The organism is Segatella cerevisiae (assembly GCF_024054555.1).
Taxonomy (GTDB): Bacteria; Bacteroidota; Bacteroidia; order Bacteroidales; family Bacteroidaceae; genus Prevotella; species Prevotella cerevisiae.
Genome location: NZ_JAMXLY010000024.1, coordinates 16,208 through 40,988, shown reverse-complemented (window position 1 = coordinate 40,988; position 24,781 = coordinate 16,208). Strand labels below are relative to the sequence as shown.

Below are 24,781 nucleotides of genomic sequence, written 5' to 3'. Positions count from 1 at the left end.
TGACCAAATATTATATATCTCTTTGATGGATCAATGAAATAAATTCGGCGCTCCCTGTTTATGTTTTTTTGTCTTTGAAAAAACAATATCATTTTTTTTGTTATCTTTGCAAGGAGTATTTTTTTGATGTCAGTTTTTCGGTAAGAAGATTTCCTCTTTATGGAAATTTGTTTTAGTGTTTTTTGATGTATAGTAATAGTGTAAAGAGATGAAAAGATATTTGTTATTATTAATGTTCTTAGGTTGTTTGTCCATAAATCTGCAAGCGCAGCCGAAACAACCGGTAAAACTTTTGACAACTCATCATTGGGTGGGTACATGGGTCACCGCTCAACAGGTTCCTGTAAAGAGATTCATGCCCTATGATAATAATCTGACTAACCGCTCTATACGCCAAGTTGTGAAAGTCTCTATTGGAGGGAATACCCTTCGCCTGAAAATTTCCAATGAGTTGAGTTCTCAACCTCTTTATATCCGTTCTGTTTATATTGCATACACTACGGATGCCTTCGCCATTTACACTAAATCTGCTAAGTATCTTCAATTTAGTAAACAATATGCGGTTAAGATTCCTGCGGGTAAAGCTGTCTGGAGTGATGCCTTGCTCTTTGACTTAAGACCTCTTTCTCGCTTATCCATTACGATTAATTACTTGAAGGCTCCACGGATACCGACCGTTCACATGGGCTCCCGTACAACTTCTTATATCCTGCAGGGGGTCACAGATGCTCATACTGATTTTGCAAAGTCATTCAAAGAAAATCACTGGTTTAATATCGCCGGGATTGATGTCTGGGATGACAGTGCGCGATGCATTGCCATCATAGGTAATTCTATTACTGATGGGAAATGTTCTACAAATAATGCTCAGAACCGTTGGCCGGATATTATGGCTGAAACGTTACAGGATAAATATAAGGTTAAGGATCTGGGGGTATTGAATCTGGGCATCGGAAATAACCGTGTCGCGCTTCCGGGCGGTTTCGGCTATATGGCCAAGGAGCGTTTTGATCATGATATTCTTGGGCAGAACGGTGTGAAGTCTGTGATTATTTTCGAGGGGGTGAATGATATTGCTGCATCGAAAGGCAATGGCGAAACGGTTGTCCGTAAGCTCATAGAGGCTTATGGGGAAATGATAAAGAAAGCTAAAGATCGTCATCTGGAAGTGTATCTGGGGACGATAACTCCATTTCTGGGTTCCGGTGTATATTCAGTCCCTCATGAAGCTGCCCGGGAAAAGGTAAATGACTGGATCCGCTTGCAGAAAGATAAGGTAAATGGTATATTGGATTTCGACAAACTCCTCAGTAATCCTCTTGACCCTCACCGGATGAAAGAGAATGTGCAGGGAGGTGATTGGTTGCATCCAAATCCAGAGGGTTACTTGCAGATGGGTGAATATGCGGCTGAGATAATCTATGGTGATAATCATAAGAAAAAGTGAAGTATTTAATTCTATTTGAAGTATTTTTAATAGTTTTTCTTGTAAAAGGTAGGCGTTGAGATATATGTAATTTCTTGTTGCTTTCGTTTTTTTGTAATTATACTATTTTTATTTACTTTTTTCTATAAAATAATGAATTAAAGTCGCATATAGATTACTTTTTGATGTTAAATATTAACTTTTTGCAATAAATATTTGGAAATATGCTAAATGTTTCTTATTTTTGCTGTCCAATTAGAATTTACTTTAATTTCTTTTAGAGAGATTTAATAATAGAAAAGGGTAATTTCTGAATGAATATTCTGATGGTTTTGAGAGACGCTGTCAGAACTTAAATAAAGCATTTCAGGTATATCAGAATTGAACGTTAAAAAGAGGGAGATGTTTTGGAGATGTGAAGATTCTGGGTTTAGAAATGATTGACAAAAAAAATTTGATAATTGTAAATTTTAGGTATTTAATCTTCAAATGAAAAAGATTATGGGAAAAAGACTAATGATGTTTTTAGCCTGCGTCTTCCTTTTTGTAGGTATGGCAATGGCTCAAACTCAAGTCACGGGTACGGTCGTGTCCTCAGATGACGGGCAGCCTGTGATTGGAGCTTCAGTTCAAGTTCTAGGAACACAAGACGGTACAGTAACGGATACCGAAGGAAAATTTACTTTGTCTGTTCCAACTGGTAAAAAGTTAAAGGTTGATTATATTGGGATGAACTCTCAGATTGTTACTGCAAAACCTAATTTGAAAGTTATTCTCAAATCTGACAATAAATCTCTTGACGAGGTTATCGTAACCGGTTACGGTAACTTTAAGAAATCCACTTTTACAGGATCCGCTGCTACAATGGACGCAACACACTTGCAGGATGTTCCTGTCATGTCCGTTGAAGACAAGTTGGCAGGCGGAGTGTCTGGTGTCAGCGTCACTTCTTCATCGAGCTCTCCGGGTGCTGTATCTTCAATAAGGATCCGTGGTATGGGATCCATCAATGCCGGCAATGACCCATTGATCGTCATTGACGGCACACCTGTCAGTTCTGGGAATATGAGCGGATTTGCCGATGCTGCTTATAACTCTGCCGGTACGAATATTCTGTCTACAATAAATTCTGACGATATTGCGAGCATGACAGTCATAAAGGATGCCGCCGCAGCTTCCCTGTATGGATCAAGAGCCGCAAACGGTGTCATTGTCATTACGACAAAGAGCGGCAGCAAAGGTAAGACCCAAGTCAACTACCGCAGTGACTGGGGCTTTTCCAATATGGCCATTAACTACCGTCCTCAGCTGAACGGCGATGACCGCCGCGCCCTTTTGGAGACCGGACTTAAAAACTATTATGTATACGGTGAGAATATGTCCGCAAGCGATGCGGAAAAACAGGCTGCAAGCCAAATAGATGATTACGCAGCAAAGCCCAGTACGGGTTGGACGGATTGGAAGGACCTGCTGTTCCGGACCGGCCACCACTCCGACTATCAGGTTGACGTATCGGGAGGCGGAGAGACCACGAAGTTCTATACTTCCCTGGCCTATGCCAAACAAGATGGTATTATCGCCAATGAAGGCCTAAAGAGATATACGGGCAATGTCAACGTTACCCATACCTTCGGTCCGTTCACCTTGAATGTGACCACCTTGATTTCCAAGATGCGCCAGCAAATGGCCAATGAGGGTACGTCGTACGACGGAGCCGTAGCCAACTATGCCTTCTTCCAAAATCCATCAACGACAGCCTATAATTCTGACGGTTCCTTTACCCAGGGACCTGGCTATGCCAGTGTCAACCCGTTGTTCGAACGCCAGCATTCCAGCGATGTCAATACGGTGCACCGTTCCTACAGTACAATGAAACTCTCCTGGAACATCTGGGACGGTTTGGACCTGAGCGAAAAACTGGCCTATGATTATACGGACGGTACCGAGGACGTACTTTGGGACAGATATTCCAATAACGGCAGCCCTTCGGGTGTAATGCAGAGGGTGAAAAATAGTATAGAGCAAATCAATGCCCAGACCCAGCTCACATACGAGAAGAGCTTCGGCCTCCACAACATCGATGCCCTGTTGGGCTTTGAGACGGAGGATTACCGTTATGATTATAACTATATGAGTGGTCAGGATTATCCCGGTGACCTGTATGAATTTGAAAATGCCGGAACGACTTCTGCCGCCAGTGATAAGCAGAATTCCAAATTGGTATCCTATTTAGGGCGCATCAATTACAACTATAACAATACGTACTATCTGGGGGCAAGTTTCCGTACTGACGGCAGTTCCCGCCTTGCGCGCGATAACCGCTGGGGCAATTTCTGGTCCGTTTCCGGTGCGTGGCGTTTTACGAATGAGGGTTTCATGAAATCCATTAAGAGCATTCTTTCTGACGGTAAACTGCGTGTATCTTACGGTGTGAACGGTACTCAGCCTAATAATTATTATTCCTACATGGATCTTTATAGATACGGAGAGTATTATAATGGTCAGTCAGGCATGGGCATTGTCGGCGTTGGAAATAAGGATTTGAAATGGGAGAAAAACTATGCCTTCAATGTCGGCTTGGATTTGACCTTCCTGAACCGTTACAGTGCAGTATTTGATTTCTATACCCGTAAGACCAAAGACCTGATTTATGATATGCCGATCTCTGGCATCCCGGGTTATTACAACGATCTTACTCCTTTTATGCCGACAATTGCCAAGAACATCGGCTCTCTCCGGAATACGGGTTATGAGTTGACGCTTACAGCTAACTGGATTGAGAACAATGACTTCTCTTGGACAACATCTGTAAATATGGCCCATAACCATAATAAGGTCATCAAATTAAACGGAAGTTCGGATGTTATTATGGATGCGACATATAGTTATGTTCTGGCCCATAAAGTAGGTGAATCATACAATTCATACTATTGCTACGAGTATGCAGGCGTAGACCCCCAAACGGGAAATGAACTCTACTACATCAATGACGGGACTGCCAATGCACGTAAGACAACGACTGATGTGAATAAAGCACATAAGGTCATTGTCGGAAGTCCTGAAGCAAAACTTGAAGGGGGTATTTCTAATACGCTGAAATGGAAATTCATTGATTTCGGATTTAATTTCACCTATCAGATCGGTGGGCATGCCTACGATTATCCCCGCTGGCAGCATTCCAACGGTGGTACAGACTTGTACCAGGGTGCTACTCCTTCTTACTATAAACTTGCAGACATGTGGACAGGCCCTGGTGACACGAATGCCAAGTTGCCTAAGTTCCAATACGGGAATACTTTCGTCTATTCTTCCCGTTGGCTGATGCCATTGCATTATCTTCGCTTGAAGAGCCTCACTATCGGTTTCTCCGTGCCACGGCAATATCTGCAGAAACTGAACCTGAGTAAGGCGCGCATTTATTTCTCCGGCTTCAATCTGCTGACATGTAAATCTTCTAAGCTGTATGTTGATCCGGAGGTCCCTGTTAACGGTATCAGTAGCTTTGAGACACCGGCTATACGTACATTTACGTTCGGTGTGGAATTGGTTTTTTAATGAATAAAGAACTGTGAATATGAAAATATTTAAAAATATATATTTACTGGCTTTTGGAGCCTTTGTGTTGTCAGCAATGACTTCTTGTGGTGATAGCTGGCTTGACGTCTCTCCGGCTAATGGAGAGGATGCCGGTTCTGCGCTGTCTAAAACATCAGACCTTGGCACTGCACGTGTTGGTATGTATAAGGCACTGAAGGGCACCTCGGATTTTGTCGATTACTACGGCCGGAATATGTTCGTGTATGGAGATGTCCGCGGTGAGGACATACAGTATAACGCTAATTATGGAAGCAGCCGTGGCCAATTCTATTATACTATGGAGTATACGACAGCCGATGACTTTACACAGAGTACAGGCATCTGGCAGTCCCCATTGATTACCATAGGCCGTGCCAACCGCATTATAGCAGCCGTAGACAGTGGAAAGATCACAGATGCTGCAGCCAATGCGAGTACGGTTGCCCAATATAAGAATGAGGCCAAAGTCGTACGTGCCCTGTGTCTTTTTGACCTGACCCGTATTTACGGCAAGCCTTACCGGGAGGACAATGGCGCTTCCCTGGGGGCACCTATTGATACTATGGTTTATGACAATAATGTACAGGTAGGCAGAAATACGGTAGCCGAATGTTATACCCAGGTGATCAAAGACCTTACCGAGGCCATTGCCTCCGGTGCGCTGCCTGAAGACCAGACCCCCGGCTACGTCAACAAGTGGGCTGCAGAAGCTCTGCTTTCCCGTGTGTATCTGACCAAAGGGGATTATAAGGATGCGCTTTCGGTTTCGGAAGATGTCATTAACAAGTCTCCGTATAAGTTATGGACAAGGGACCAGTATGTTGGCGCCTGGTCCAATAATGACGCCAACCATAACAACGAGATGATCTTCGAATTCGTCATCACGAATACGAATGACTGGGTCGACCGTGAGGGATATGCCTATCTGACGATAGAAAATTCCACGGCTTTGGCTGATCCGGGATATGGAGACATTGTTATAACCAAATCTTTCTCAGACTTATTGCTGACGGATGCTTCGGATATCCGTAATGATATTGTCACTGAAGCAACTGCCGACGACAATAAGGTTTTCGGTGGGAGAAAGGTCTATTTGAAGAAGTTCCCTCTGGGACGTTATAACAATATTCCTATACTTCGCCTTTCAGAAGTTTATCTGAATGCTGCCGAAGCTGCTTTCGATGCGGGGGATAAAGCCACAGCAGCTACCTATCTGAATGCAATTGTCAAGAACAGGACGACAAATGCAAGTGAGTTGGTCACTGCAGCTAATATCACAGCTGACCGCATTTATATCGAGCGCCGCAAAGAGCTTGTAGGTGAGGGACACCGTTATTTCGATGCCTTGCGTCGGGGTGAGACGATTACTCGTTACACTTCTTCCGCTAACCAGGGCTGGCATTCTATCTTAAATAAGGATGCACAGGTTATCAATACATGGACATCCAAGAAGGCCCTTCCTTTGATCCCTGCTTATGAGATGAATGCTAATCCTGCCATGCAGCAAAATCCTCTCTATTAAACAGCGTATTTTAATCGTAAAAAAGGCAGCATCAATTTTTTGATGCCGCCTTTTTTCGTATCTTTTTTGTTAGAAGTGATTTTGTGATGTTTTGATATAATAAATATTGGCTTGGAGAAAATCAGTGTCTCTTTGCCTGAGAAATAGAGTGAAGATTAGAAACGGACGATGTCAATGAAATCAGCATGGGTTAATCTATTGTGTTCGGTTAATCTGCATGATCTAGGGGAATGTGTCTACAGATTTTAGGTTTAGTCATTCCGTAAAATAGCCCACTTTATAGTTTCTCGAAAGTCGGCGTCTTGTTTCTCGAAAGTCGAGGCTCTCTATCGAGAAACTATGACTTGCTCTTCCCGATGGGGGCAAAAGGTGTTTGTCATTACTGATTGACAATCATTTTTTACTGTTGACATAGACAGTTTTACTGGCTTTTCTTTTTGACGTGCAATCCCCCTTATCTTTTCTTTTTGGAGTGTAGCTGGAATTGGGAAAAAGGATCATTTGCAGAGAGAATATCATGGATGATCTAACGATGATTAGATAGTGAATTCTTCGGAATCAGATCATTATATTTTATTTTGGAATAAATTGCAGATGAAATGGCATCTGCCACTATCCGTCAGGTTGGAAAATAGTAAAATGGTGGAAAAACTTCCGACAAAAATGTTCGGATATGGAGGTTATTATGGTCTGTTCTTTTTAATCTCGAATGTACGATAGACCAAATAGTAGCCGTCTCCATTGAGTTCTATTTGTTTTCCGATGGCTTCATTCAAACTGCCCTGCCAGAGTTCTTTATAAGGATAAGCTGACCAGACGAGCCCTTTACTGTCCAAGCGTTTACAACTGAAATTGAAGATGCTGACTTGTTGTCTGGGCATGGTCCCGAAAGTGCAGTCTCCTTGTGCCGGCACAAACCAGCCATAGTCTGTAACCATAACGGGGTGAATATTCAGATGCTCTAAATAATGTATCATCAATCCTATATTGGAGAAGGTGTGGTCTTCACGTTTGCCTGTGGCTCCAAGATAGGCAAAAAGAGTCGGCTTTTCAGAAGAGTGCTGCCTGATGCCGTTGGATGCTTTATCAGGATTCTTGTCCTGGGTATTTCTTTCTAGCGATAGTGCATATTTCGTTGCCTTTGTCAGGTCGTTATCTTCTTGCTCTTTTATGTGATGGAAAAGTTGAGGGTATTGTTTCTTGAAATCTTCCGACAATGAATCACCGTCACCTACGATTGCGGCAGGGAGTCGTTTCAGCCGTTCCATAAATTGCGCTCCTGCACCGTCACAGCAAATGACAGACTTCGCATTCCCGAGGATTCCCAAAGGAATCTGATGACTCGGAAAATCTCCGTCAGCAAGGATAATATAGTCAAATCTGCTCTCGGCAGTTATCAGGGGATAGTTCATGAATTATGTATTTTTTCGTTCCTGTCAGGAATTTGTTCTTGCAGGATGTTGTGCTTCTTCCATCATTTTCTTCCATTTGAATAATCCGGCTATGCTGACGATGGTATAGAGAACGTTCAGTCCTGCCATGAACGGGATGCCTTTATAGACATAGAGTACGGCACTGACAGAGTCGACAGCCATCCATACGAACCATTGCTCGAGGTATTTCCTCGCCAATGCCCACAGTCCGATAAAACTCAGGGAATTGATGAATGAATCACATATAGGCACGTTGGAATTGGTAAAGCGGATGAGGATCCAGTAGATCCCAGCCCAGGCAATCAACCAGATGATAATGGAGGGAATGATCAACCGGACTTTATAATGCGTGATCGGCATTTCCTGTTCATCAGTTTGCTGTTTCTTCTTTCCGAATTTCCAGACCGCATAACCGTAGATTGCCGCCAGCGTATAATAGATATTCATACCGAAATCAGCGTACAGCCCGTGTTGCCAATAGAGCACGATACACATCACCGGCATGATGATACCGACAATCCAAAGCCAGATGCTTGCCTTATATTCAAGCCAGACATAGACGACCCCTACGAGGGTCGTCAGGATGTCCAGCCAGTGTACAGAGAAAAATTGTTCCATGCTTTAGAAACAGATGGTGAGATGTCCCATCATGTTGAATCCTGCCATAGGATTGAATCCGATCTGATAGTAGCGTTTGTCGAGTGTGTACCCACTTGATTTGCCTACTGCGGAGTAGACCCAACCCATGGGTGCATAGTGACGGTCGAAGATATTGTTCAGGTCCAGTCCCAAAATGATTTTCTTTATCGGTTTCCATATCTCCTGAAATTTCCAGGTATAGTTGAGCGATATGTCAGTTTGAGAATAGCAGGGCAGAGACCGGTCCTTGTTTTCCGTATTGTCCAGGTATTGCCGGCTCACGAAATTGGTGTGCCAGGTGCCCTCGAATCCTGCAAAGTGAGCAGTCAGGAATCCGTTCAGGATAGCGGAAGGAGAATAACTCAAAGTCGATTTGCTGTAATGGACATGCACAGGGTTGTCTTCATCGTCCCAGTTGTCTACCACTTCGGTAAAGTCTTTGATGCGGTTCTTGCTCAAAGCGGCATTTCCTTCGAGTGTCAGGAAGTTGAAGGGAGCGTAACCTGCAGTCAGTTCTGCACCGACACGATAGGATTTCTTGATGTTCGTCGTCAGGTTCTCACCGATGTCACTGAGTTCTCCGGTTTGGACGAACTGATTGTGATAGGCCATGTCATAGAGGTTGACACCTGCATGCCAGTTGGAACCCGTATATTCATAGCCGACTTCCCAGTCTGTGACTTTCTCGGCTTTAGGTGCAGGGTATTTGCCGTTGTCGGTGAAGTTGTTGCGCTCAGGTTCACGATGGCTGATGGCCACTGAAGCATAGGCGCGTTGCGTATCCCAGTGCAGGTTGATACCGGCCTTCGGATTGAAGAAGTTATAGTGCTTGTTGATGTCGAGGACCTGATTGTTATATTTCCCTTTCTGGTCATAGAAGTAATCATTGATACCATCCGTCTTATAGTCAATGTGACGGTATTGCAGATCCAAGAAAAGATCAAACCAGTTAGTCAACTTGCCCGTTGCCTTGATGAACCCGCTGTAATCTCCCTTGTGGGCGTCGGAGTCATAATAAGGGTAGTTGCTGCCGTTAGGCATGTATTTTGCAGCCAACTCCGGGTCTGCCATGTACGTCAGTCTGCCCCAGTGATTACAGGTAAAATACTGGAGGGCAAGTCCGCCTGTCACGTCCAGGTATTGACTTTTATAGTCTGTATCCCAGATGAACCCATACGTATTCTGGGTCAAACCTTTCTTCCGGATAAAGTCAGTCTTCTGAAGAACGGTACCGTCAGACTTCGTAAAGTCGGATATGCCGAACTTGGCGAGTTTGTTCTGATACCTGAATTCATTGTAATAGCCATAGCCATAGGTGTAGCGCAGGGATGCATTGGTCGTCCAATTGGGGTTGATTTGCCAAGCTGCAGAGAGGATATTGTGGTTCTGGTAGAAGTTGTCCGTTGTCCTTTTCCATAGAGAACCGTCTGAGAGTTGGTAGCGTTGGGTCATATAGTTCCCGTTCTTGTCTTTCTGGAAGGTCCAGTCCTTGCTGTCGAAAAGCAGGTATTCATAGAGGTTGTTGAACTTCCCCAGTCCGGCACGGTACATATCTTTGTACGTCCTGATGCCTTCATCCATCAGTGTCGCATCATCATTGCCGGCGACAACACCATTCCAGGCCTGACCGGTCTTCTCAAAGTTACCGATGTTCTTGTATTTGAGGATAAAGTTGTTTCCCAAATAGGTCAGTCCGCCGTAATAGGATCCGGAACGTCCGTCAGTGCCATGGATGTATCCGTCAGTGCGGGTCTCATGATATGCCCCGTCGAAGATAAAGTGCTTTCCCAACAGTCCTGTAGAGAAATTGGCTCCGATGTTGTAAGCATTGAAAAAGCCGTAGGAACCTGTCAGATCGAAATAAGGATGATAGGACGGATTGAGGGTGTTCAGGGAGACAGACCCTCCGAAAGCACCGTCACCATTTGTGGAAGTTCCTACACCCCGCTGAATCTGGGCTGACTGCAGAATAGCTGCATAAGAGTTCATGTTCACCCAGAAAACCGACTCATCTTCAGGGGAATTGAGAGGGACACCGTCGATGGTGACGTTGATCCTGCTGCCTGCAGCTCCACGAAGGCGCATGGAAACAGGTCCTGTACCGGTCCCGTTCTCACCCCATGCCAAAACACCCGGTGTATGGGAGAAAAGGAACGGAAGTTCCTGTCCTGTCTTGGAGAAAGTTGCCAGTTCGTTCTTGTCGATGTTAGCTACTGCAAATGGCGCGTCTTTCTTGGCACGGATAGCGTTGACGACTACCTCAGAAAGGTGTTGCGTCTTGGTCGTGTCAAGTTGTTGCGCTTGGATTGTGTTTATCCCAGCTAAGGCCAGAGACAACAATACAATCTTTTTCATTATACCTATAATATTAAAAAAATAATAAAGGGAGTCGTATTCCCTACGCCGGCATTGCCCGGATCAGGTTAATGGGTATATTCTCAGCTCCGTCAAATGCATTCTTTTCTTTCTGTCAGGAATGGAAAGAATACGACGGGCACCCCCTAAACGGCAGTTTGCCGTTCGTTTGCAAAGGTATAATAAAATATTGAATACGCCAAAAATACCCTTAAAATTATATAAAGACTTCAAAAAGGGGGTTGGCGGAGAGACATAAAAAAGTCCTTTTCCCCTGAGAGAAAAGGACTTGATAGTGGTTGATATAATCAGTATCTTAATTATTTCCCGCACTGATTGCAGGGGCTCCACGGCTTCAGTTGTTTGAAGAAGTCATTGCCTTTGTCATCCACGAGGATAAAGGCAGGGAAGTCCTTTACGACAATCTTCCAGATGGCTTCCATCCCTAACTCAGGGAAAGCGACACAGTCGATACTCTTGATGCATTCCTTGGACAGCAATGCAGCGATACCGCCGATCGTGCCGAGGTAGAAACCTCCGTATTTCTTGCAGGCATCAGTGACGACCTGAGTACGGTTGCCCTTGGCGATCATCACGAGGGATGCGCCGTGTGACTGGAATTCATCGACATAAGGATCCATACGGTTGGCTGTCGTCGGGCCCATGGAACCACAGGAATAACCTTCAGGTGTCTTGGCAGGCCCTGCATAAAGGATAGGATGATCCTTGAAATACTGTGGCAGATCCTGACCTTTGTCCAAAGCGGCTTTCAGTCTGGCATGTGCGATATCACGTGCTACAATGATCGTACCGGTGAGGCTGACACGTGTGGAAACAGGATACTTGGTGAGTTCTTTGCGGACACTGTCGATACCCTTGTCCAAGTCGATCTCGACTCCCTTAGGTCCTTCACCGGCTTTGCGGTATTCTTCAGGAATCAGTTCGGAAGGATTGGAATCCATCTTCTCGAGCCAGATCCCGTCGCGGTTGATCTTGCCTTTGATGTTCCGGTCTGCCGAGCAACTCACGCCGATGCCTACAGGGCAACTGGCGCCATGGCGGGGAAGACGTACTACACGGACGTCATGTGCGAAATACTTGCCGCCAAACTGTGCGCCAAGTCCGATGTGCTGGGCTTCCTTGAGAAGTTTGGCTTCCAGGTCTGTGTCCCTGAATGCACGACCGGTCTCGTCTCCTGTCGTCGGGAGATTATCATAGAATTTGATGGAAGCCAACTTGACCGTCAGCAAGTTTTTCTCTGCACTGGTGCCGCCGATAACGATGGCGATATGATAAGGCGGGCAAGCAGCGGTACCCAGACTCTTCATCTTCTCTACGAGGAACGGAATCAAGGTGCCTTCATTCTGGATCAGCGCTTTTGTCATTGGCCAATAATAGGTCTTGTTGGCAGAACCACCACCTTTGGCAACACAGATGAAGCGGTATTCTTCACCTTCTGTGGCCTCGATGTCGATCTGGGCAGGAAGGTTGCAGCGGGTGTTGACCTCGTCATACATGTTCAGGGGGGCATTCTGAGAATACCTCAGGTTGTCCTGCGTGAAAGTATTGAAAACACCCTGTGACAGTGCCTCGGCATCATCGAAACCGGTGTAGACCTGTTGTCCCTTTTCAGCGTGGATGATGGCAGTACCGGTATCCTGGCAGAAGGGCAGGACACCCTTGGCTGCGATGTCAGCATTGCGCAGAAACTGGAGTGCAACATATTTATCGTTTTCTGTAGCTTCCGGATCTTTCAGAATGGCAGCCACCTGCTCGTTGTGGGCGCGGCGGAGAGTAAACTCTGCATCGTGGAAAGATTGTTGTGCCAGTAGGGTCAAAGCTTCCTTGCTGACTTTCAAAATCTCTTTTCCTTCAAATTCGCCAGTGCTCACACCGTCTTTGGTCAGCAGGCGATACTCCGTGTCATCCTTTCCGGTCTGAAACATTGGAGCATACTTGAAATCTGGTATTTTTCCCATAGTAACAATGTTTTATATTAATTAAATATTCCCTTTTCTTTTCATATTCCTGGCTTTGGCCCCTTGATAGGGCCTTCCGCCTGATCTCGGTCGTAGCCTAAGATTATTTCCGGTATCTTAATAACCGAAGATCTCTTCAGTCGTCAGATTCCGGATCGGGGCAATTTTCGAGAGTCCGTTGACATCGATATTGTCTTTGTCTCCAAGGATTGCGTACCGATAGGGCTTGCGTGCGATATAGTTGTTTGCGAAGTCGACGATATCTTTCATTTGCAGTCCCGGCAGGTCTTCGAATGCCTTCTGGCGGGGATCAAATTGCAAATGGTAGTAGTGTGTCCAGTTGTAGTAGTTCACGAGGATGTCATTACGTGTAATGCGGCTGGTCCTGATGGCCTTGTCCAGACTTTGTTTGGATACGTCAAAGGTCCTTTGTGACTGCGGGATCGTGTCCATGATCTCATGGAATACCCTGATGCAGTCCATCATCTTGTCATTCTGGGAGATGATGTGGGTGAAGAAGTACTCGGGGTGGTCGTACCTTGGCATATAGTTATAACTAGCATAGGCGTTGTAGGCCAATCCGCGGGACTCGCGCAACTCCTGGAAGACGATGGCATTCATTCCTCCACCGAAATATTCGTTGAAGAGTTCTTTCCGGGCAAGTTGACTCGGATCGAACTTGACACCTTCTTCGTTGTACATTCTCATATAGATGTTCTTGGCCTGATACGGCGCGAGGAGAATCTCATTCTTGGGCGTAGGTTGCTCGGTATAGGGTTTCCCTACAGGGACAGGTTGCAGTTTGGCAGGAGTGGGATAGCCTTTGCCGAGGGCAAGGTCGAGTTGAGGCTCTGTCAGCGGACCGAAATAGAGGACAGTCTGCTGCATGTTCAATAAGTTCTTGAGGTGGCCAATCAATTTCTGCGGGTCGAAGTTGCGGAGTTGGTCTTGACTGTATTGATTGCGTGAGGGGTTGTAAGGACCGTAAATGGCATAGTCGCAAAGGGCGCGGAAATTACTGTTTTGTTTCTTCTTTGCATCCTCCCGATCTTTCAGGATCAGATCGACAAACTGGTTATAAGAGGATTTGTCTGCTTTGGCGTGGTTGATCAGGTCTGTCAACAGGTCCAAGGCTTTGGGCATATTCTCGGAAAGACCGGTCAGGGAGATGTGACTGGTACCGTTGCTGACACTGATATCATACTGGCAAGCCAAAGCATAGAAAGCCTGTTTGACTTGTGCAGGGGTCATCTTGTCGGTCCCCAGATAGGTGAGGTAATCAGCAGCAAGATCCATCTCCTTGTCATCCTCTGTCCCGAAATCATAGTAGAAAGAGAGATTGAAGAGTTTGTCAGTCGTATTTTGCTTATAGAGCAAGGACAGTCCCTTCTTTGTCTTGGTATCCTCGAGATCTTTGTGGAAATCCACGAAGACAGGAGCGATGGGCTGGACTTTGCTGCTTTCGACGTCCCTGAGGAACTGGCTCGAGTATTGGCGGTTGCTGGGGATCGGGGTAATCTGCGGCTTGTCGATCTTCTTCTGGGTCGTGTCTGTTCCGATACGTTTATAGACACAGACAAAATTGTTGTTGAGATAGGCTTTCGCAAAATTGACGATCTGCTCTTTTGTCATTTTCTCCTGACTGAGGAGTCTGCCGTAAACTTGCTCCCATTGTTTGCGGTTGATGAAAGCGTCGACCATGTTGTTGACACGGTTCTCATTGCTGAGCAACCCTTTCATATATTCGAGTTTCTTGTTGTTGATGACAGAAGGCAGGAGATTGTCAGAGAACTCCCCGCGTTTGAGTTTGTCAAGTTGCTCCAGTAATAAGGTGCGGACTTGCTCCAAGGTCTGTCCCTGTTTGGGCATTCCCTCCATAATAAAGGCAGAGTAGTCGGTCAGTTCTTCCGTCTCAGCGCCGGCGCCTTGAACCTTCATCGGTTGGTTGAGGTTGAGGTCGAGGAGTCCTGCCGTTCCATTGGAGAGCAGGTCACTGATGATATCCAGCGTGTCGCAGGCTGCTTCTTGTGCTGCGGGGAACCGCCATCCCAGCATGACATTCTCTGCTTCCAGACCTAATACAGCCGTATCTTTTGGGGCAGTGATGGCAGGTTGCGGTGCAAACTCAGGGCGGGAGAGTTGATCGCTCTTCTTCCATGTTCCGAAATATTTGTCGAGAATGGCGACGGTCTGGTCAGGGTCGAAATCTCCGGCCATGCAAATTGCCACGTTGTTCGGGACATAATAGCGCTGGAAATACTGTTTGATGCGAGTGATGGAAGGATTCTTGAGGTGTTGCTGTGTCCCTATAGTGGTCTGTGTGCCATAGGGGTGCGTGGGGAAGAGTTTTTTCATCAAGGCATCCCATTCCTTGTTGCCGTCACTGGCGAGTCCTATATTATACTCTTCATAGACGGCTTCAAGTTCGGTGTGAAAACCTCTGATGACCATATTCTGAAACCGGTCTCCCTGAACTTTTGCCCAGTTTTCGATTTCATTGCTTGGAATGTTTTCCGTATAGCAGGTGACTTCATTGCTGGTGAATGCATTACTGCCTTCAGAACCGATGGAAGCCATCATCTTGTCGTATTCGTTGGGGATGTTGTACTTGGCTGCCAGTTGAGACACGGAGTCGATCTCGTGGTAGGCTTTCTTGCGTGCAGCAGGATCTGTGAGTTTGCGGTAACTTTCGTAGCGTGCTTCGATGTCATCGAGATACGGCTTTTCCTTGGCATAATCAGTCGTACCGAATTTGTCCGTGCCCTTGAACATCAGATGCTCCAGGTAGTGTGCCAGTCCGGTTGTCTCATGAGGGTCATTCCTCGAACCTGTCCTCACGGCAATATCGGCCTGGATCCTCGGCTTCTCCTTGTTGACAGACAGATAGATCTTCAGTCCATTGTCCAGAGTGTAGATGCGAGTGTGCATCGGATCATTCTCGATGGTCTGATAATTGTAGGTCTTTTGGGCTAGGCATCCTGTCGTTATCAACAGGAAGATTAGGGTAAGTTTAAAATTTAATTTCATAATGATCGTTCTTCTATATTTTCATAATCGTCCTCAATAAGTCCCAAGGAGGTGTGCCGGGGAATATCAGTTTTCCATTTTCTCGAGGAAATCCTCAAGTTCGGATTCTTCTACGTCACCTAATTTGAATTCTTTCTTGGCATCGTTCTTGATGGTGCTGAGCCATTCTGCATGTGAAGGCTCATATTCGCTGATCAGTCTTTGGACATCATCGGCCGTGAGAGTGTCCAGATGTTCCCGACTGAGAATGAACTGATAAGTCCACGCCCACTTGTAGTTCTCATAATTGAGATGCATGTCCAGAAAACGGTCATGGATAGTGCCCAGATCATCGATCTCGCCGGTCTTGATGTCACTCAACAGATGTTGTATTTCCTCTTCCGGCGCCAGAAGTCCGCATAGGTCGCACCATTTTCCGGTACCGGTATTGCTCTCCGGAACTTCCAGAGGGTGCTTCTTCAATTCGCTTTCCAGAAAGAGCCGGATGATCATATCGTATGATTTGATACCTTTGTCCATAGAGGAATTGCGGATGTAGCACCCGCCGTAATTGTATTTCTCGATATTCTGTCCCTGGTCTTTCCGGAGTCCTTCCAGAATGGCCTTGCCTCTCACGCACTCAGAGACGACGAAAGGAGACAACCAGTCAAAGTTGACCAAACTCCTGGTGGCTGAATCTGACGCGGGTCTCATGTCCCGCTTCGGCCACTTGTGAATATCCCGGTAAGTTCCCACGGTCATGACGTTGTGTCCGGGAGCGATGCAGGTCTCCAAGCCATCGCCGAAGAGATAACTGAAGGGGAGGTCCTGAACGGTAGGATGGGTCTGTATCCAACCCATGCACATAGAAAAGGCTCCGATATGTGCAGGCCAGAAGATCTGGGAACCGCTGGAGGTCTTGTCACCTCTTTCCATGACACCCCAATGGATAGGCCCCATCTTATAGGCATGGTTGGAGAAATTGGTATTGGCACCGGCATTGTAAAACGAGAATTCGCCGGCAATGAGGAGACTGTTCTTGTGGTGGCTTACGGTAAAGGGCCCACATAGGGCTGCGCAAGTCTCGCCGTTTCCTATAAAACTGTTGGCAAAGAACAGACTGCTTTCCGTCGAAGCATTGACGATGTGACAGGCTTCCCCGATAAAACAGTTGTTGACATGTGCCCCGTCAAGGATAGAACTGCCGGCCTGGATGATGCTGTCATCCAATATGACGTTGTTGCCGATATAGGTGCTGGATTCAGGGGTGCTGAGGATGGAACATTCGCTGATCCTGCTGGCACCTGAGATCTCGCAGTCATCATTGATGATGGTATTCGTGATCTCTGTCGTATTGACGATCTTCACCCGATAGCCCAAGACACCCCGTTCCGGCTTCTTCTCTTTCAGATAGTTGTAGATAATCGTCCTGAAAGCTTTCCTGAATCCCTTGTCTTCTGCATACCGGATCTGAAAGGCCGCGATCTGGGTATTGAGGGTGTCGAAGAGAATCACGTTGCCGTCTCCACTTTCATTCTTGACACTGATGACATTGCCTTCTCCAAAGGTGGCATCAGACGTGGTATTCATCTTTCCGATATTGGAGATATAGCATTCTTCCCCGATATCATAGTTGTTGATATAGTTGCCCGTCCGTTCTATCAGGCAGTTGTCCCCGATAGTCACGTCCTTGAGCACTGCATCGTAGATGCCGGCATGCTTGGAAAAACCTTCATCTACGTTGATGTTCTTCTCGAAAACACCGAGGTTCACCTCTCCATAGAACTTGACGTTCTGGATGTACGTTGTGGAAAAATTCTCTGAGACATTAATAGCTGTCCAATCTTCTGCCTGGCATCCTTGATTCTCAAGGGTGCTGATCTCTTCTTCGGTTAAACTTCTGTAATCGTCCATATTCTTTGGTTGGAGTCTCCGATAACAATCGGGAATTCTTTCTGTTTATCTCATTATTGTTCTGTGCTTCCTTCTGCCTGCCTGAACGGTTCAGTCTATTTCAGGATAGAGGAAATCATTGTAGGGATACTTCTGAACATGAAGTTCGCGGACTTTCTTGTAGAGGATGTTGCGCAACTCATCAATGTTCTCTTTGTCCTTCGCGGAGATAAAGATGCAGTTCTCGTTCAACTTTGCCATCCAGGTCCGTCTCAATTCATCTAGGGTGACATTGGAACGGTTTGAAGGGGTGAGGTCATCCTGATCTTTCTCTACCCAGTGGTAATTGTCGATCTTGTTGAAAATGATCATCTCCGGTTTGTCCGTGCATCCCAATTCTTTCAGGGTCTGTTGCACGACGTTCATCTGCTCTTCGAAGTCGGGGTGTGAGATATCGACGACATGCAGGAGGAAGTCAGCTTCCCGGACCTCATCCAGTGTCGATTTGAAGGAATCGACGAGGTCTGTAGGTAATTTCCGGATAAATCCGACAGTATCAGCCAGCAGAAAGGGGAGATTCCTGATGACAACTTTCCTGACGGTCGTATCCAATGTGGCAAAGAGTTTGTTCTCAGCAAAGACATCACTTTTTGCCAATAGATTCATGATCGTGGATTTCCCGACATTCGTGTAACCCACAAGGGCGACCCTAATCAGTCTTCCTCGGTTCTTGCGCTGGGTGTTCTTTTGCTTTTCGATTTCAGCAAGGCGACTCTTCAGAAGACTGATTCTGTTGGTGATGATACGGCGGTCCATTTCCAACTGTGTCTCACCTGGTCCACGAAGACCTACGGTACCTTTGCCTCCGCCACCGCCGGAACCTCCGCCCTGGCGCTCCAAGTGTGTCCACATCCTTTGCAGGCGAGGCAACAGATAGCGGTCTTGGGCAAGTTCTACCTGCGTCTTTGCCGTAGCTGTCTTGGCTCGCATCGCAAAGATGTCGAGGATAAGACTGGTCCTGTCCAGAATCTTCACATCCAATACATTCTGGATGTTCTTGATCTGTTTTGCGGAGAGTTCATCGTCGAATATGACCATGCCAATAGGCCTGTCATTGTCTTCTTCCTCCTTGATATAGTCGCGGATCTCTTCCAATTTGCCTTTCCCCACGTATGAGGTCTGACTGGGACCGTTGATTTTCTGGGTGAATCTCTTCACGGTTTTCGTTCCTGCCGTGTCTGCAAGAAATTCCAGTTCATCAAGATATTCCTTTGTCTTCTCCTCATCTTGGTCTTTCGTGACCAGACCTACGAGTACAGATGTCTCCGGTACATTTCTTTCACCTGTGGAATCTTCGAATTCGTTCATCTTTTATTTAGTTTCTATTGCAAAGATAATCAATTTAATGACTTTACGTGCTAAAGTTCCACGATAATTAGACATAAATAACGTGAGTTTGGCGAATTCTTCTCAAAAAGTGTCTTGGCTTTCGGTGCCCCACTGTTTATCAATGACAGTTTTTCTTTGGAAGTAGTGACCCTGCACGAAAATGAGCGCTGGGGTGTCGAACAGTCCTGAACATCCTTTGAAAGTCGTGGCGTCAATCTTCGGAAATAGAGCCTCCGGTCTTCTGAAGAAGGGAGAGGCATTGTAATCCGGATGAGGTGAGGCTTGAGTTGCCCTAGCCGCACCATTTGTGACGGGAGGAGAGCGGACTATCATATATCGAATGAAGGCGATTCCGATTCGGGTGAGATGGCGTTCATGGACTACTGAAAACGGTCGTGTTTTCAGGTCGGGAAAGACTGAAATACTCGTAAACGTTTACGTGGTTTTTTTCGTAAAAAGGAGGTTATTATTTGATTTAAATCAATTTTCTCTATAACTTTGCAATAGTTGAAAGAGTCAAAGATATTCAAACTGATTTTCAATTACAATAATTATTACTACTACATTATTGAACGAACTACTAAACATTCGAAGATGAAGAAATGTGCTCCGACGAGATGTCGGAGCATTATTCTTTTATGGGGTGTTCTGCCTCTTTGCCGAGATTGGTTTTGCTCTCTCGGAGAGAAACTTGAATCTGCCGGATAGGGGAGGTGATGCCTCTGGAAATAAGAAAATTTGAAAATAGAAAATTGATGGGGATTGACAGGAGAAAATAGTCCGCTTTTTCATGTCGGTGTGAGTCGGATAGATTTGAAAACAAGTGGTTTAAAAAATGAGATTCCCGGAAACCTTTGTCTCAAAGAATTCCGGGAAGAGAGAAATTTCTTAGTTCGCTAACTAGTCTTTTTACTCTAATAACCTAATAACCTAATCTAATAACCTAATAACCTAATTTAATAATCTAATAACCTAATCGAATAACGATTTCTTGTTTTCTATATGAAAAGTGAATCTTTTTTTCTTTTGTTCAATTGCAAAGGTACAAACTAATTCTTTCGTTTGATAAAATTTTCAGTTAATTCCCATAAATGTTCAGTAATAAGATTAAACATACAATTATGAATGTTAATTTGAATCCGAATTAACACAAATTTATTAAACGAATTTTTAATAGTTTTAATTTATAGAACTACTTAATAATATTTTGTTAGTAACTAAACCGGTATAAAGAATATATAAGCCTAATAGTCTTTCCTTTTTTATCTTTATCTAAACATTGATCTTTAATTACGAAAAAATAATAGGAAAAGGGGAGGGTAAGAATCAACTTTCTTTTTTCTTCTTTCTCCCTCTTCCTGTTTCTGTATTTCTCTTATTTGTCATGTATTTTCATGGCATAACCACCGCCTGGGGCGAGGTGGATCTTGAGTACGCCATCAGCTGGAATCGTGATCTCTTTTTTCACGTAATCTTCAGCGAAACGGTCAGCATTGGCTCCGTCTTGGAAGACTGTAGCTGTCCTGCCTGCAAGAAATGGGAGGTTCAGCGTCAGGTCGCGGGCGGTCCAGTTGTTGATGGCACCGACATACCAGTTGTTGTCCTTGCATCTTGCCACGGCAGCGTATTCCCCGATCTTGCCGGTTAAAGGCAGTGTCTTGTCCCAAGTCGTAGGTATTCCGGCAATGAAGTCCGTAGATTCCTGTTCTTTCTCGTAATGTGTAGGACTGTCGCACAGCATGTTCAGAGGGGAGAAGAAGACAACGTATTCTGCCAGTTGATGGCAACGTGTGCCTTGACTCATCGGATTACTGTTGGATGGGTAGAATGTCTCTTTCGTCCCGTTTCGCATGGCGCCTTGCGTGTAATCCATCTGTCCCTGCAGTTGACGGGCATAAGGCAGGATGACATCATAGTTGACTTGGTTGTATTTCTTGATAGTGGACCATTTGTCCTGTTCTTGCCCTGCCACGCCTTCAAAGTTGAGGACATTCGGGTAAGTGCGGTTTAAACCTGTGGGTTTGTAAGTGCCGTGAAAGTCGAGCATCAGATGATATTTGGCAGCCATCGCCGCAGCACGGTAGTGGAAGTTGACGCATGCGGCGTCATCCCGGTTGAAGAAATCGATCTTGAAACCTTTGACACCCATTTCAGAATAGTGCTTGCACACTTCCTCCATATCTCTGTCGAAAGCATAGTATCCTGCCCAGAGGATGATGCCTACACCTTTCTGTTTGCCATAGCTGATGATTTCTGATAGGTTGATCTCCGGCACGATCTGCATCAGGTCTGCTTTTCCGTTGACTGCCCAACCTTCATCGAGGATGACATATTCTATCTTGTTCTTGGCGGCGAAGTCGATATAGGCTTTATACGTTGCCGTGTTGACCCCTGACTTGAACGGCACATTGTAAAGTCCCCAGTCATTCCACCAATCCCAGGCAACTTTCCCGGGGTGAATCCAGGAAGTATCCTTCAGTCTGGAGGGAGACGCCAGGCAATAGACCATGTCGTTATTCATCAGGTCCTTGTCCTGGTGAGAGATGCAGAGCACTCGCCAGGGGAAACGGGTCTGCCCTTTGCACCGTACGAGATAGTCCTCACGTGATTTTACCAGCTCCTGAAGATTGTTGTGACCACCCTGTTCTATCGTCTTCGGGTATCCGGCAAAATAACCTTTGAGGGTTGTGTCTTGCCGGTCGTTAATGACGAACATTCCAGGATAATTTTCCAGGTCTGCTTCTGACACTCCGATCTTTATACCTTTGTCTGCCTCGATGATAACCGGTATGAAGGCGAGATGCGAGGGATTCAACTGGGACAGACGCGCATGGGTGTACGTGTTCTCAAACGAGTTGTCGGTCTGTTGCTCCAGTGTCCCTTCTGAATTCGTGTAGGGGACGAAAGCATTCCAGTCTTTCGGGAAACGGAATTCAGCTTGCTCTCCTTTGACATCAAAGGTGCCTTTCTTTAAGGCGACAAACCGATATGCAATACCTTCATTGTAAGCCCGGAATATCAGTTGGAAGTTTTCCTTGAAAGTCAGGGCCAGTTCGTTGTAATGGTCTTCTACAAGGTCTTTCTTGTAGGCAAAGGCTTTGATGGTGCCCTGATGAGAGGTGATGGCAGAGGATTTGAGTTTCGAGTTCTTGCCGAAATTACCATTGGTGGTAGCCATCGAAATCGTCGAAGGGGACAGAACCGGAATCTTGTCGACAGAGACGGCATAAGATATGGTCTTGTCGATATTGACGTTGACCGCGATGGATTTGTCAGGTGAAAGGAGTAGAAATGATTTTGCGTGAATAGCCAGGCATGCAGCCAGCATTAATAACAAGCAGAGTTTCTTTTTCATGTGTAATAGGTTGATGAATGATAATATAATAATGTGTGCCCGTTCACAGGAGAGACAACTGTTTCAGAAGTGTGGAGCACTCTAAAGTCGGTAGTACGGTAGAGGGGGCGAGGAAAGTCAGGTCAAGGTTGGGTCTCACCTTCTACATAATCTTCCAGATAGAGGTGTTCGCCGTCGAAGACAGCGTAAGTAAACTGCCATATCCAGTCGCCCAGGATGATCATACGTGTCTTTTCATTCAGTTTCAGATCGAGTTTGATATGTCTGTGCCCGTAGATGAAATAGTCGATGTCGCTATGGGTCTTCAGATAATCTTTGGTGAAAAGGACCAGATATTCCTTGTCTTCTCCCAGATAAGGCATCTCTTTACCATCAGCCCTTTTCAGGCGACTGTGCTTGGCCCAATCCAGACCCAGAGCCATTCCCCAACGGGGGTGGATGGCATTGAGGATGATCTGACAGGTTCTGTTGTGGAACATCTTCCGAAGCAATTTGAACTGGTTGTCAGGGTCTCCTAATCCATCTCCGTGAGCGAGGAAAAAGACCTTACCGTAGATCTCTGTCGTAAGAGGTTTGCGATGGACGATCAGTCCACATTCCTGCTCCAGATAGCCATAGGTCCAGATGTCATGATTGCCCGTGAAGAAATGAATCTCTATACCCATATCCGTCAATTCGGAGAGTTTACCCAGAAAACGGGTATAGCCTTTGGGTACGACATACTTATACTCATCCCAGAAATCGAACATGTCTCCTAGGAGGTAGATAGCCGCTGCCTTGTCTTTGATGCTGTCCAGAAAACTGACCAACCGCCGCTCTTGGGTACGGCCGTGCGGTATGGCGAGTGATCCTAAATGGGCATCAGATAGAAAATAGACATTTTTTCTCATTTGGCAATATATTGAAATTACGATTCATTCCGGGGGAGAAAAGCTTCGGATTCGTCCGTCTCGTCTCGGATGAGGCGATCGGGTATCTTACTCAATTGAATCCCAGTTCTTCTTTGGCCTCTTCGGACATCATGCTCTGGTCCCAAGCCGGTTCAAAGACGAGGTTGACATTGGCAGACTTGACACCTTCTACGCTCTCTACCTTTGTCCTCACATCTTCCAGAATGAAATCTGCTGCAGGACAGGAAGGTGCGGTGAAAGTCATGTCGATGTTCACAGTCGCATCATCCTTGACATCTATTTTATAGATCATTCCAAGATCCCAGATGTTTACGGGGATCTCCGGATCGTAAACCGTTTTGAGGATATCCACGATCCGCTCTTCTATTTTAGTCTTTTCCTCTTGTGTCATTTGAGTTCCTTTCCTTTGTAGGACAGAATCTTACGAGATTAGCTGCCTGATTATTGCAAAGATATGAATAAATTTTGAAATACCAATGCAAGAGTCTGAAAAACATCAGACGGCAATGAAACTCACAATGTGGGTGGCCGTGAAAATATCGTCTTCCGTTCGGTCCTGAAAGGGGGAGACTATAACCTGCCCATTTCGCGATAGGAATAGTAGCGTCCGTCACAGATGATGATATGGTCCATGAAATAGATCCTCATGATCTCGCACGCTTTCTTTATTCTGTTTGTCAGACGGTCATCGGCGCTGCTTGGCGTGGCATTGTTGCTGGGATGGTTGTGGCAGAAACCGAGGATGGTGGCATGATTGAGAAGCGCTTCCCTCAGGATGATCCGGATGTCTACGGCGGTCTCTGTCATACCTCCGTGACTGATGGCTTCGGCTTTGATCAATTTGTAATTCTGATTCATCAGCAGGATCCAGGCTTCTTCTATATCCAGATCCTGCATGCGGGGGTGCATATAGTTGTAAACTGCTGTAGCAGATCCGAGATCCTGCCGTTCTTCGGCCTTTTCTTCCTGCCGTCTTTTTCCTAATTCACACGCTGCGAGGATCGTAATGGCCTTCGCATTCCCAATGCCTTTGTACGCAAGCAACTCATGTACTGATTTCTTGCCGAGTGTGTTCAGATTGTTGTTGCAGTCATTCAGGAGTCTTTTCATCAGATCTACGGCGCTCTCCTTTACGGTTCCTGAACCGATCAGGATGGCAAGAAGTTCTGCGTCAGACAGGTTTTCCGCCCCTCGCAGGAGAAGTTTTTCTCTCGGGCGGTCTTCTTTCGCCCATTGGCTGATAGATAGTTTTTCCATGTTTAGTGTATTAGATTAAAATGTGTCGTTCAAAAGGTCT

At 45.8% G+C, this 24,781-nt stretch carries 15 protein-coding genes; 3 read left to right on the top strand and 12 right to left on the bottom strand.

What is annotated here, in order from left to right; all coding sequences use genetic code 11:
- The first annotated feature begins 208 nt into the window (after positions 1 to 208).
- The 3 genes from NG821_RS07515 to NG821_RS07505 all read left to right on the top strand — a co-directional run bounded on the left by NG821_RS07515 (position 209) and on the right by NG821_RS07505 (position 6,524).
- A complete protein-coding gene (locus tag NG821_RS07515) occupies positions 209 to 1,447 on the top strand; it encodes a GDSL-type esterase/lipase family protein (RefSeq protein WP_252761042.1) in 1,239 nt (412 codons plus the stop codon).
- A 480-nt stretch (positions 1,448 to 1,927) separates the two neighbouring features.
- Entirely contained in the window at positions 1,928 to 4,981 is a 3,054-nt protein-coding gene (locus NG821_RS07510; RefSeq protein ID WP_252761041.1) for a SusC/RagA family TonB-linked outer membrane protein, read from the top strand.
- A gap of 19 nt (positions 4,982 to 5,000) precedes the next feature.
- Positions 5,001 to 6,524: a RagB/SusD family nutrient uptake outer membrane protein gene (locus tag NG821_RS07505; protein ID WP_252761040.1), complete on the top strand. Its 1,524-nt coding sequence runs from the start codon at positions 5,001 to 5,003 to the stop codon at positions 6,522 to 6,524.
- Positions 6,525 to 7,207: 683 nt separating this feature from the next.
- Here NG821_RS07505 and NG821_RS07500 read toward each other — a convergent pair.
- From NG821_RS07500 to radC, 12 genes are all read right to left on the bottom strand, one after another.
- Positions 7,208 to 7,936: a thiamine diphosphokinase gene (locus NG821_RS07500; RefSeq protein ID WP_252761039.1), complete on the bottom strand. Its 729-nt coding sequence runs from the start codon at positions 7,934 to 7,936 to the stop codon at positions 7,208 to 7,210.
- A 24-nt stretch (positions 7,937 to 7,960) separates the two neighbouring features.
- Positions 7,961 to 8,575 (bottom strand): nicotinamide riboside transporter PnuC, encoded by a 615-nt coding sequence (pnuC, locus tag NG821_RS07495; RefSeq protein WP_252761038.1) that lies wholly within the window; start codon positions 8,573 to 8,575, stop codon positions 7,961 to 7,963.
- Positions 8,576 to 8,578: 3 nt separating this feature from the next.
- Positions 8,579 to 10,951, bottom strand: coding sequence for a TonB-dependent receptor (locus tag NG821_RS07490; RefSeq protein WP_252761037.1), 2,373 nt, complete (start codon positions 10,949 to 10,951; stop codon positions 8,579 to 8,581).
- 320 nt (positions 10,952 to 11,271) lie between these two features.
- Positions 11,272 to 12,930, bottom strand: coding sequence for a fumarate hydratase (locus NG821_RS07485; protein ID WP_252761036.1), 1,659 nt, complete (start codon positions 12,928 to 12,930; stop codon positions 11,272 to 11,274).
- Positions 12,931 to 13,047: 117 nt separating this feature from the next.
- Positions 13,048 to 15,957 carry a M16 family metallopeptidase gene (locus NG821_RS07480; RefSeq protein WP_252761035.1) on the bottom strand — a complete coding sequence of 970 codons (2,910 nt, stop codon included), beginning with the start codon at positions 15,955 to 15,957 and terminating at the stop codon, positions 13,048 to 13,050.
- A gap of 66 nt (positions 15,958 to 16,023) precedes the next feature.
- A complete protein-coding gene (locus tag NG821_RS07475) occupies positions 16,024 to 17,850 on the bottom strand; it encodes a DUF4954 family protein (RefSeq protein WP_252761034.1) in 1,827 nt (608 codons plus the stop codon).
- 90 nt (positions 17,851 to 17,940) lie between these two features.
- Complete coding sequence (gene hflX, locus NG821_RS07470) at positions 17,941 to 19,197, bottom strand: GTPase HflX (protein ID WP_252761033.1); 1,257 nt, start codon at positions 19,195 to 19,197, stop codon at positions 17,941 to 17,943.
- A 102-nt stretch (positions 19,198 to 19,299) separates the two neighbouring features.
- Entirely contained in the window at positions 19,300 to 19,551 is a 252-nt protein-coding gene (locus NG821_RS07465; protein WP_252761032.1) for a hypothetical protein, read from the bottom strand.
- 1,042 nt (positions 19,552 to 20,593) lie between these two features.
- The gene (locus tag NG821_RS07460) at positions 20,594 to 22,573 is read right to left on the bottom strand and encodes a glycoside hydrolase family 97 protein (RefSeq protein WP_252761031.1); all 1,980 of its coding nucleotides are present in this window, start codon (positions 22,571 to 22,573) and stop codon (positions 20,594 to 20,596) included.
- Positions 22,574 to 22,695: 122 nt separating this feature from the next.
- Positions 22,696 to 23,463 carry a UDP-2,3-diacylglucosamine diphosphatase gene (locus tag NG821_RS07455; RefSeq protein ID WP_252761030.1) on the bottom strand — a complete coding sequence of 256 codons (768 nt, stop codon included), beginning with the start codon at positions 23,461 to 23,463 and terminating at the stop codon, positions 22,696 to 22,698.
- 91 nt (positions 23,464 to 23,554) lie between these two features.
- Positions 23,555 to 23,875: a metal-sulfur cluster assembly factor gene (locus tag NG821_RS07450; RefSeq protein WP_252761029.1), complete on the bottom strand. Its 321-nt coding sequence runs from the start codon at positions 23,873 to 23,875 to the stop codon at positions 23,555 to 23,557.
- A gap of 179 nt (positions 23,876 to 24,054) precedes the next feature.
- Positions 24,055 to 24,741: a RadC family protein gene (radC, locus tag NG821_RS07445; RefSeq protein ID WP_252761028.1), complete on the bottom strand. Its 687-nt coding sequence runs from the start codon at positions 24,739 to 24,741 to the stop codon at positions 24,055 to 24,057.
- Positions 24,742 to 24,781: the final 40 nt, after the last annotated feature.

Bases quoted from the DNA above. Each gene is read 5' to 3' on its own strand.
- NG821_RS07515 (WP_252761042.1), top strand. From the start codon at position 209: ATGAAAAGATATTTGTTATTATTAATGTTCTTAGGTTGTTTGTCCATA.
- NG821_RS07505 (WP_252761040.1), top strand. From the start codon at position 5,001: ATGAAAATATTTAAAAATATATATTTACTGGCTTTTGGAGCCTTTGTG.
- NG821_RS07460 (WP_252761031.1), bottom strand. From the start codon at position 22,573: ATGAAAAAGAAACTCTGCTTGTTATTAATGCTGGCTGCATGCCTGGCT.
- NG821_RS07485 (WP_252761036.1), bottom strand. From the start codon at position 12,930: ATGGGAAAAATACCAGATTTCAAGTATGCTCCAATGTTTCAGACCGGA.
- hflX (WP_252761033.1), bottom strand. From the start codon at position 19,197: ATGAACGAATTCGAAGATTCCACAGGTGAAAGAAATGTACCGGAGACA.
- NG821_RS07480 (WP_252761035.1), bottom strand. From the start codon at position 15,957: ATGAAATTAAATTTTAAACTTACCCTAATCTTCCTGTTGATAACGACA.
- radC (WP_252761028.1), bottom strand. From the start codon at position 24,741: ATGGAAAAACTATCTATCAGCCAATGGGCGAAAGAAGACCGCCCGAGA.
- NG821_RS07450 (WP_252761029.1), bottom strand. From the start codon at position 23,875: ATGACACAAGAGGAAAAGACTAAAATAGAAGAGCGGATCGTGGATATC.
- NG821_RS07475 (WP_252761034.1), bottom strand. From the start codon at position 17,850: ATGGACGATTACAGAAGTTTAACCGAAGAAGAGATCAGCACCCTTGAG.
- NG821_RS07510 (WP_252761041.1), top strand. From the start codon at position 1,928: ATGGGAAAAAGACTAATGATGTTTTTAGCCTGCGTCTTCCTTTTTGTA.
- NG821_RS07490 (WP_252761037.1), bottom strand. From the start codon at position 10,951: ATGAAAAAGATTGTATTGTTGTCTCTGGCCTTAGCTGGGATAAACACA.
- NG821_RS07500 (WP_252761039.1), bottom strand. From the start codon at position 7,936: ATGAACTATCCCCTGATAACTGCCGAGAGCAGATTTGACTATATTATC.
- NG821_RS07465 (WP_252761032.1), bottom strand. From the start codon at position 19,551: ATGATAGTCCGCTCTCCTCCCGTCACAAATGGTGCGGCTAGGGCAACT.
- NG821_RS07455 (WP_252761030.1), bottom strand. From the start codon at position 23,463: ATGAGAAAAAATGTCTATTTTCTATCTGATGCCCATTTAGGATCACTC.
- pnuC (WP_252761038.1), bottom strand. From the start codon at position 8,575: ATGGAACAATTTTTCTCTGTACACTGGCTGGACATCCTGACGACCCTC.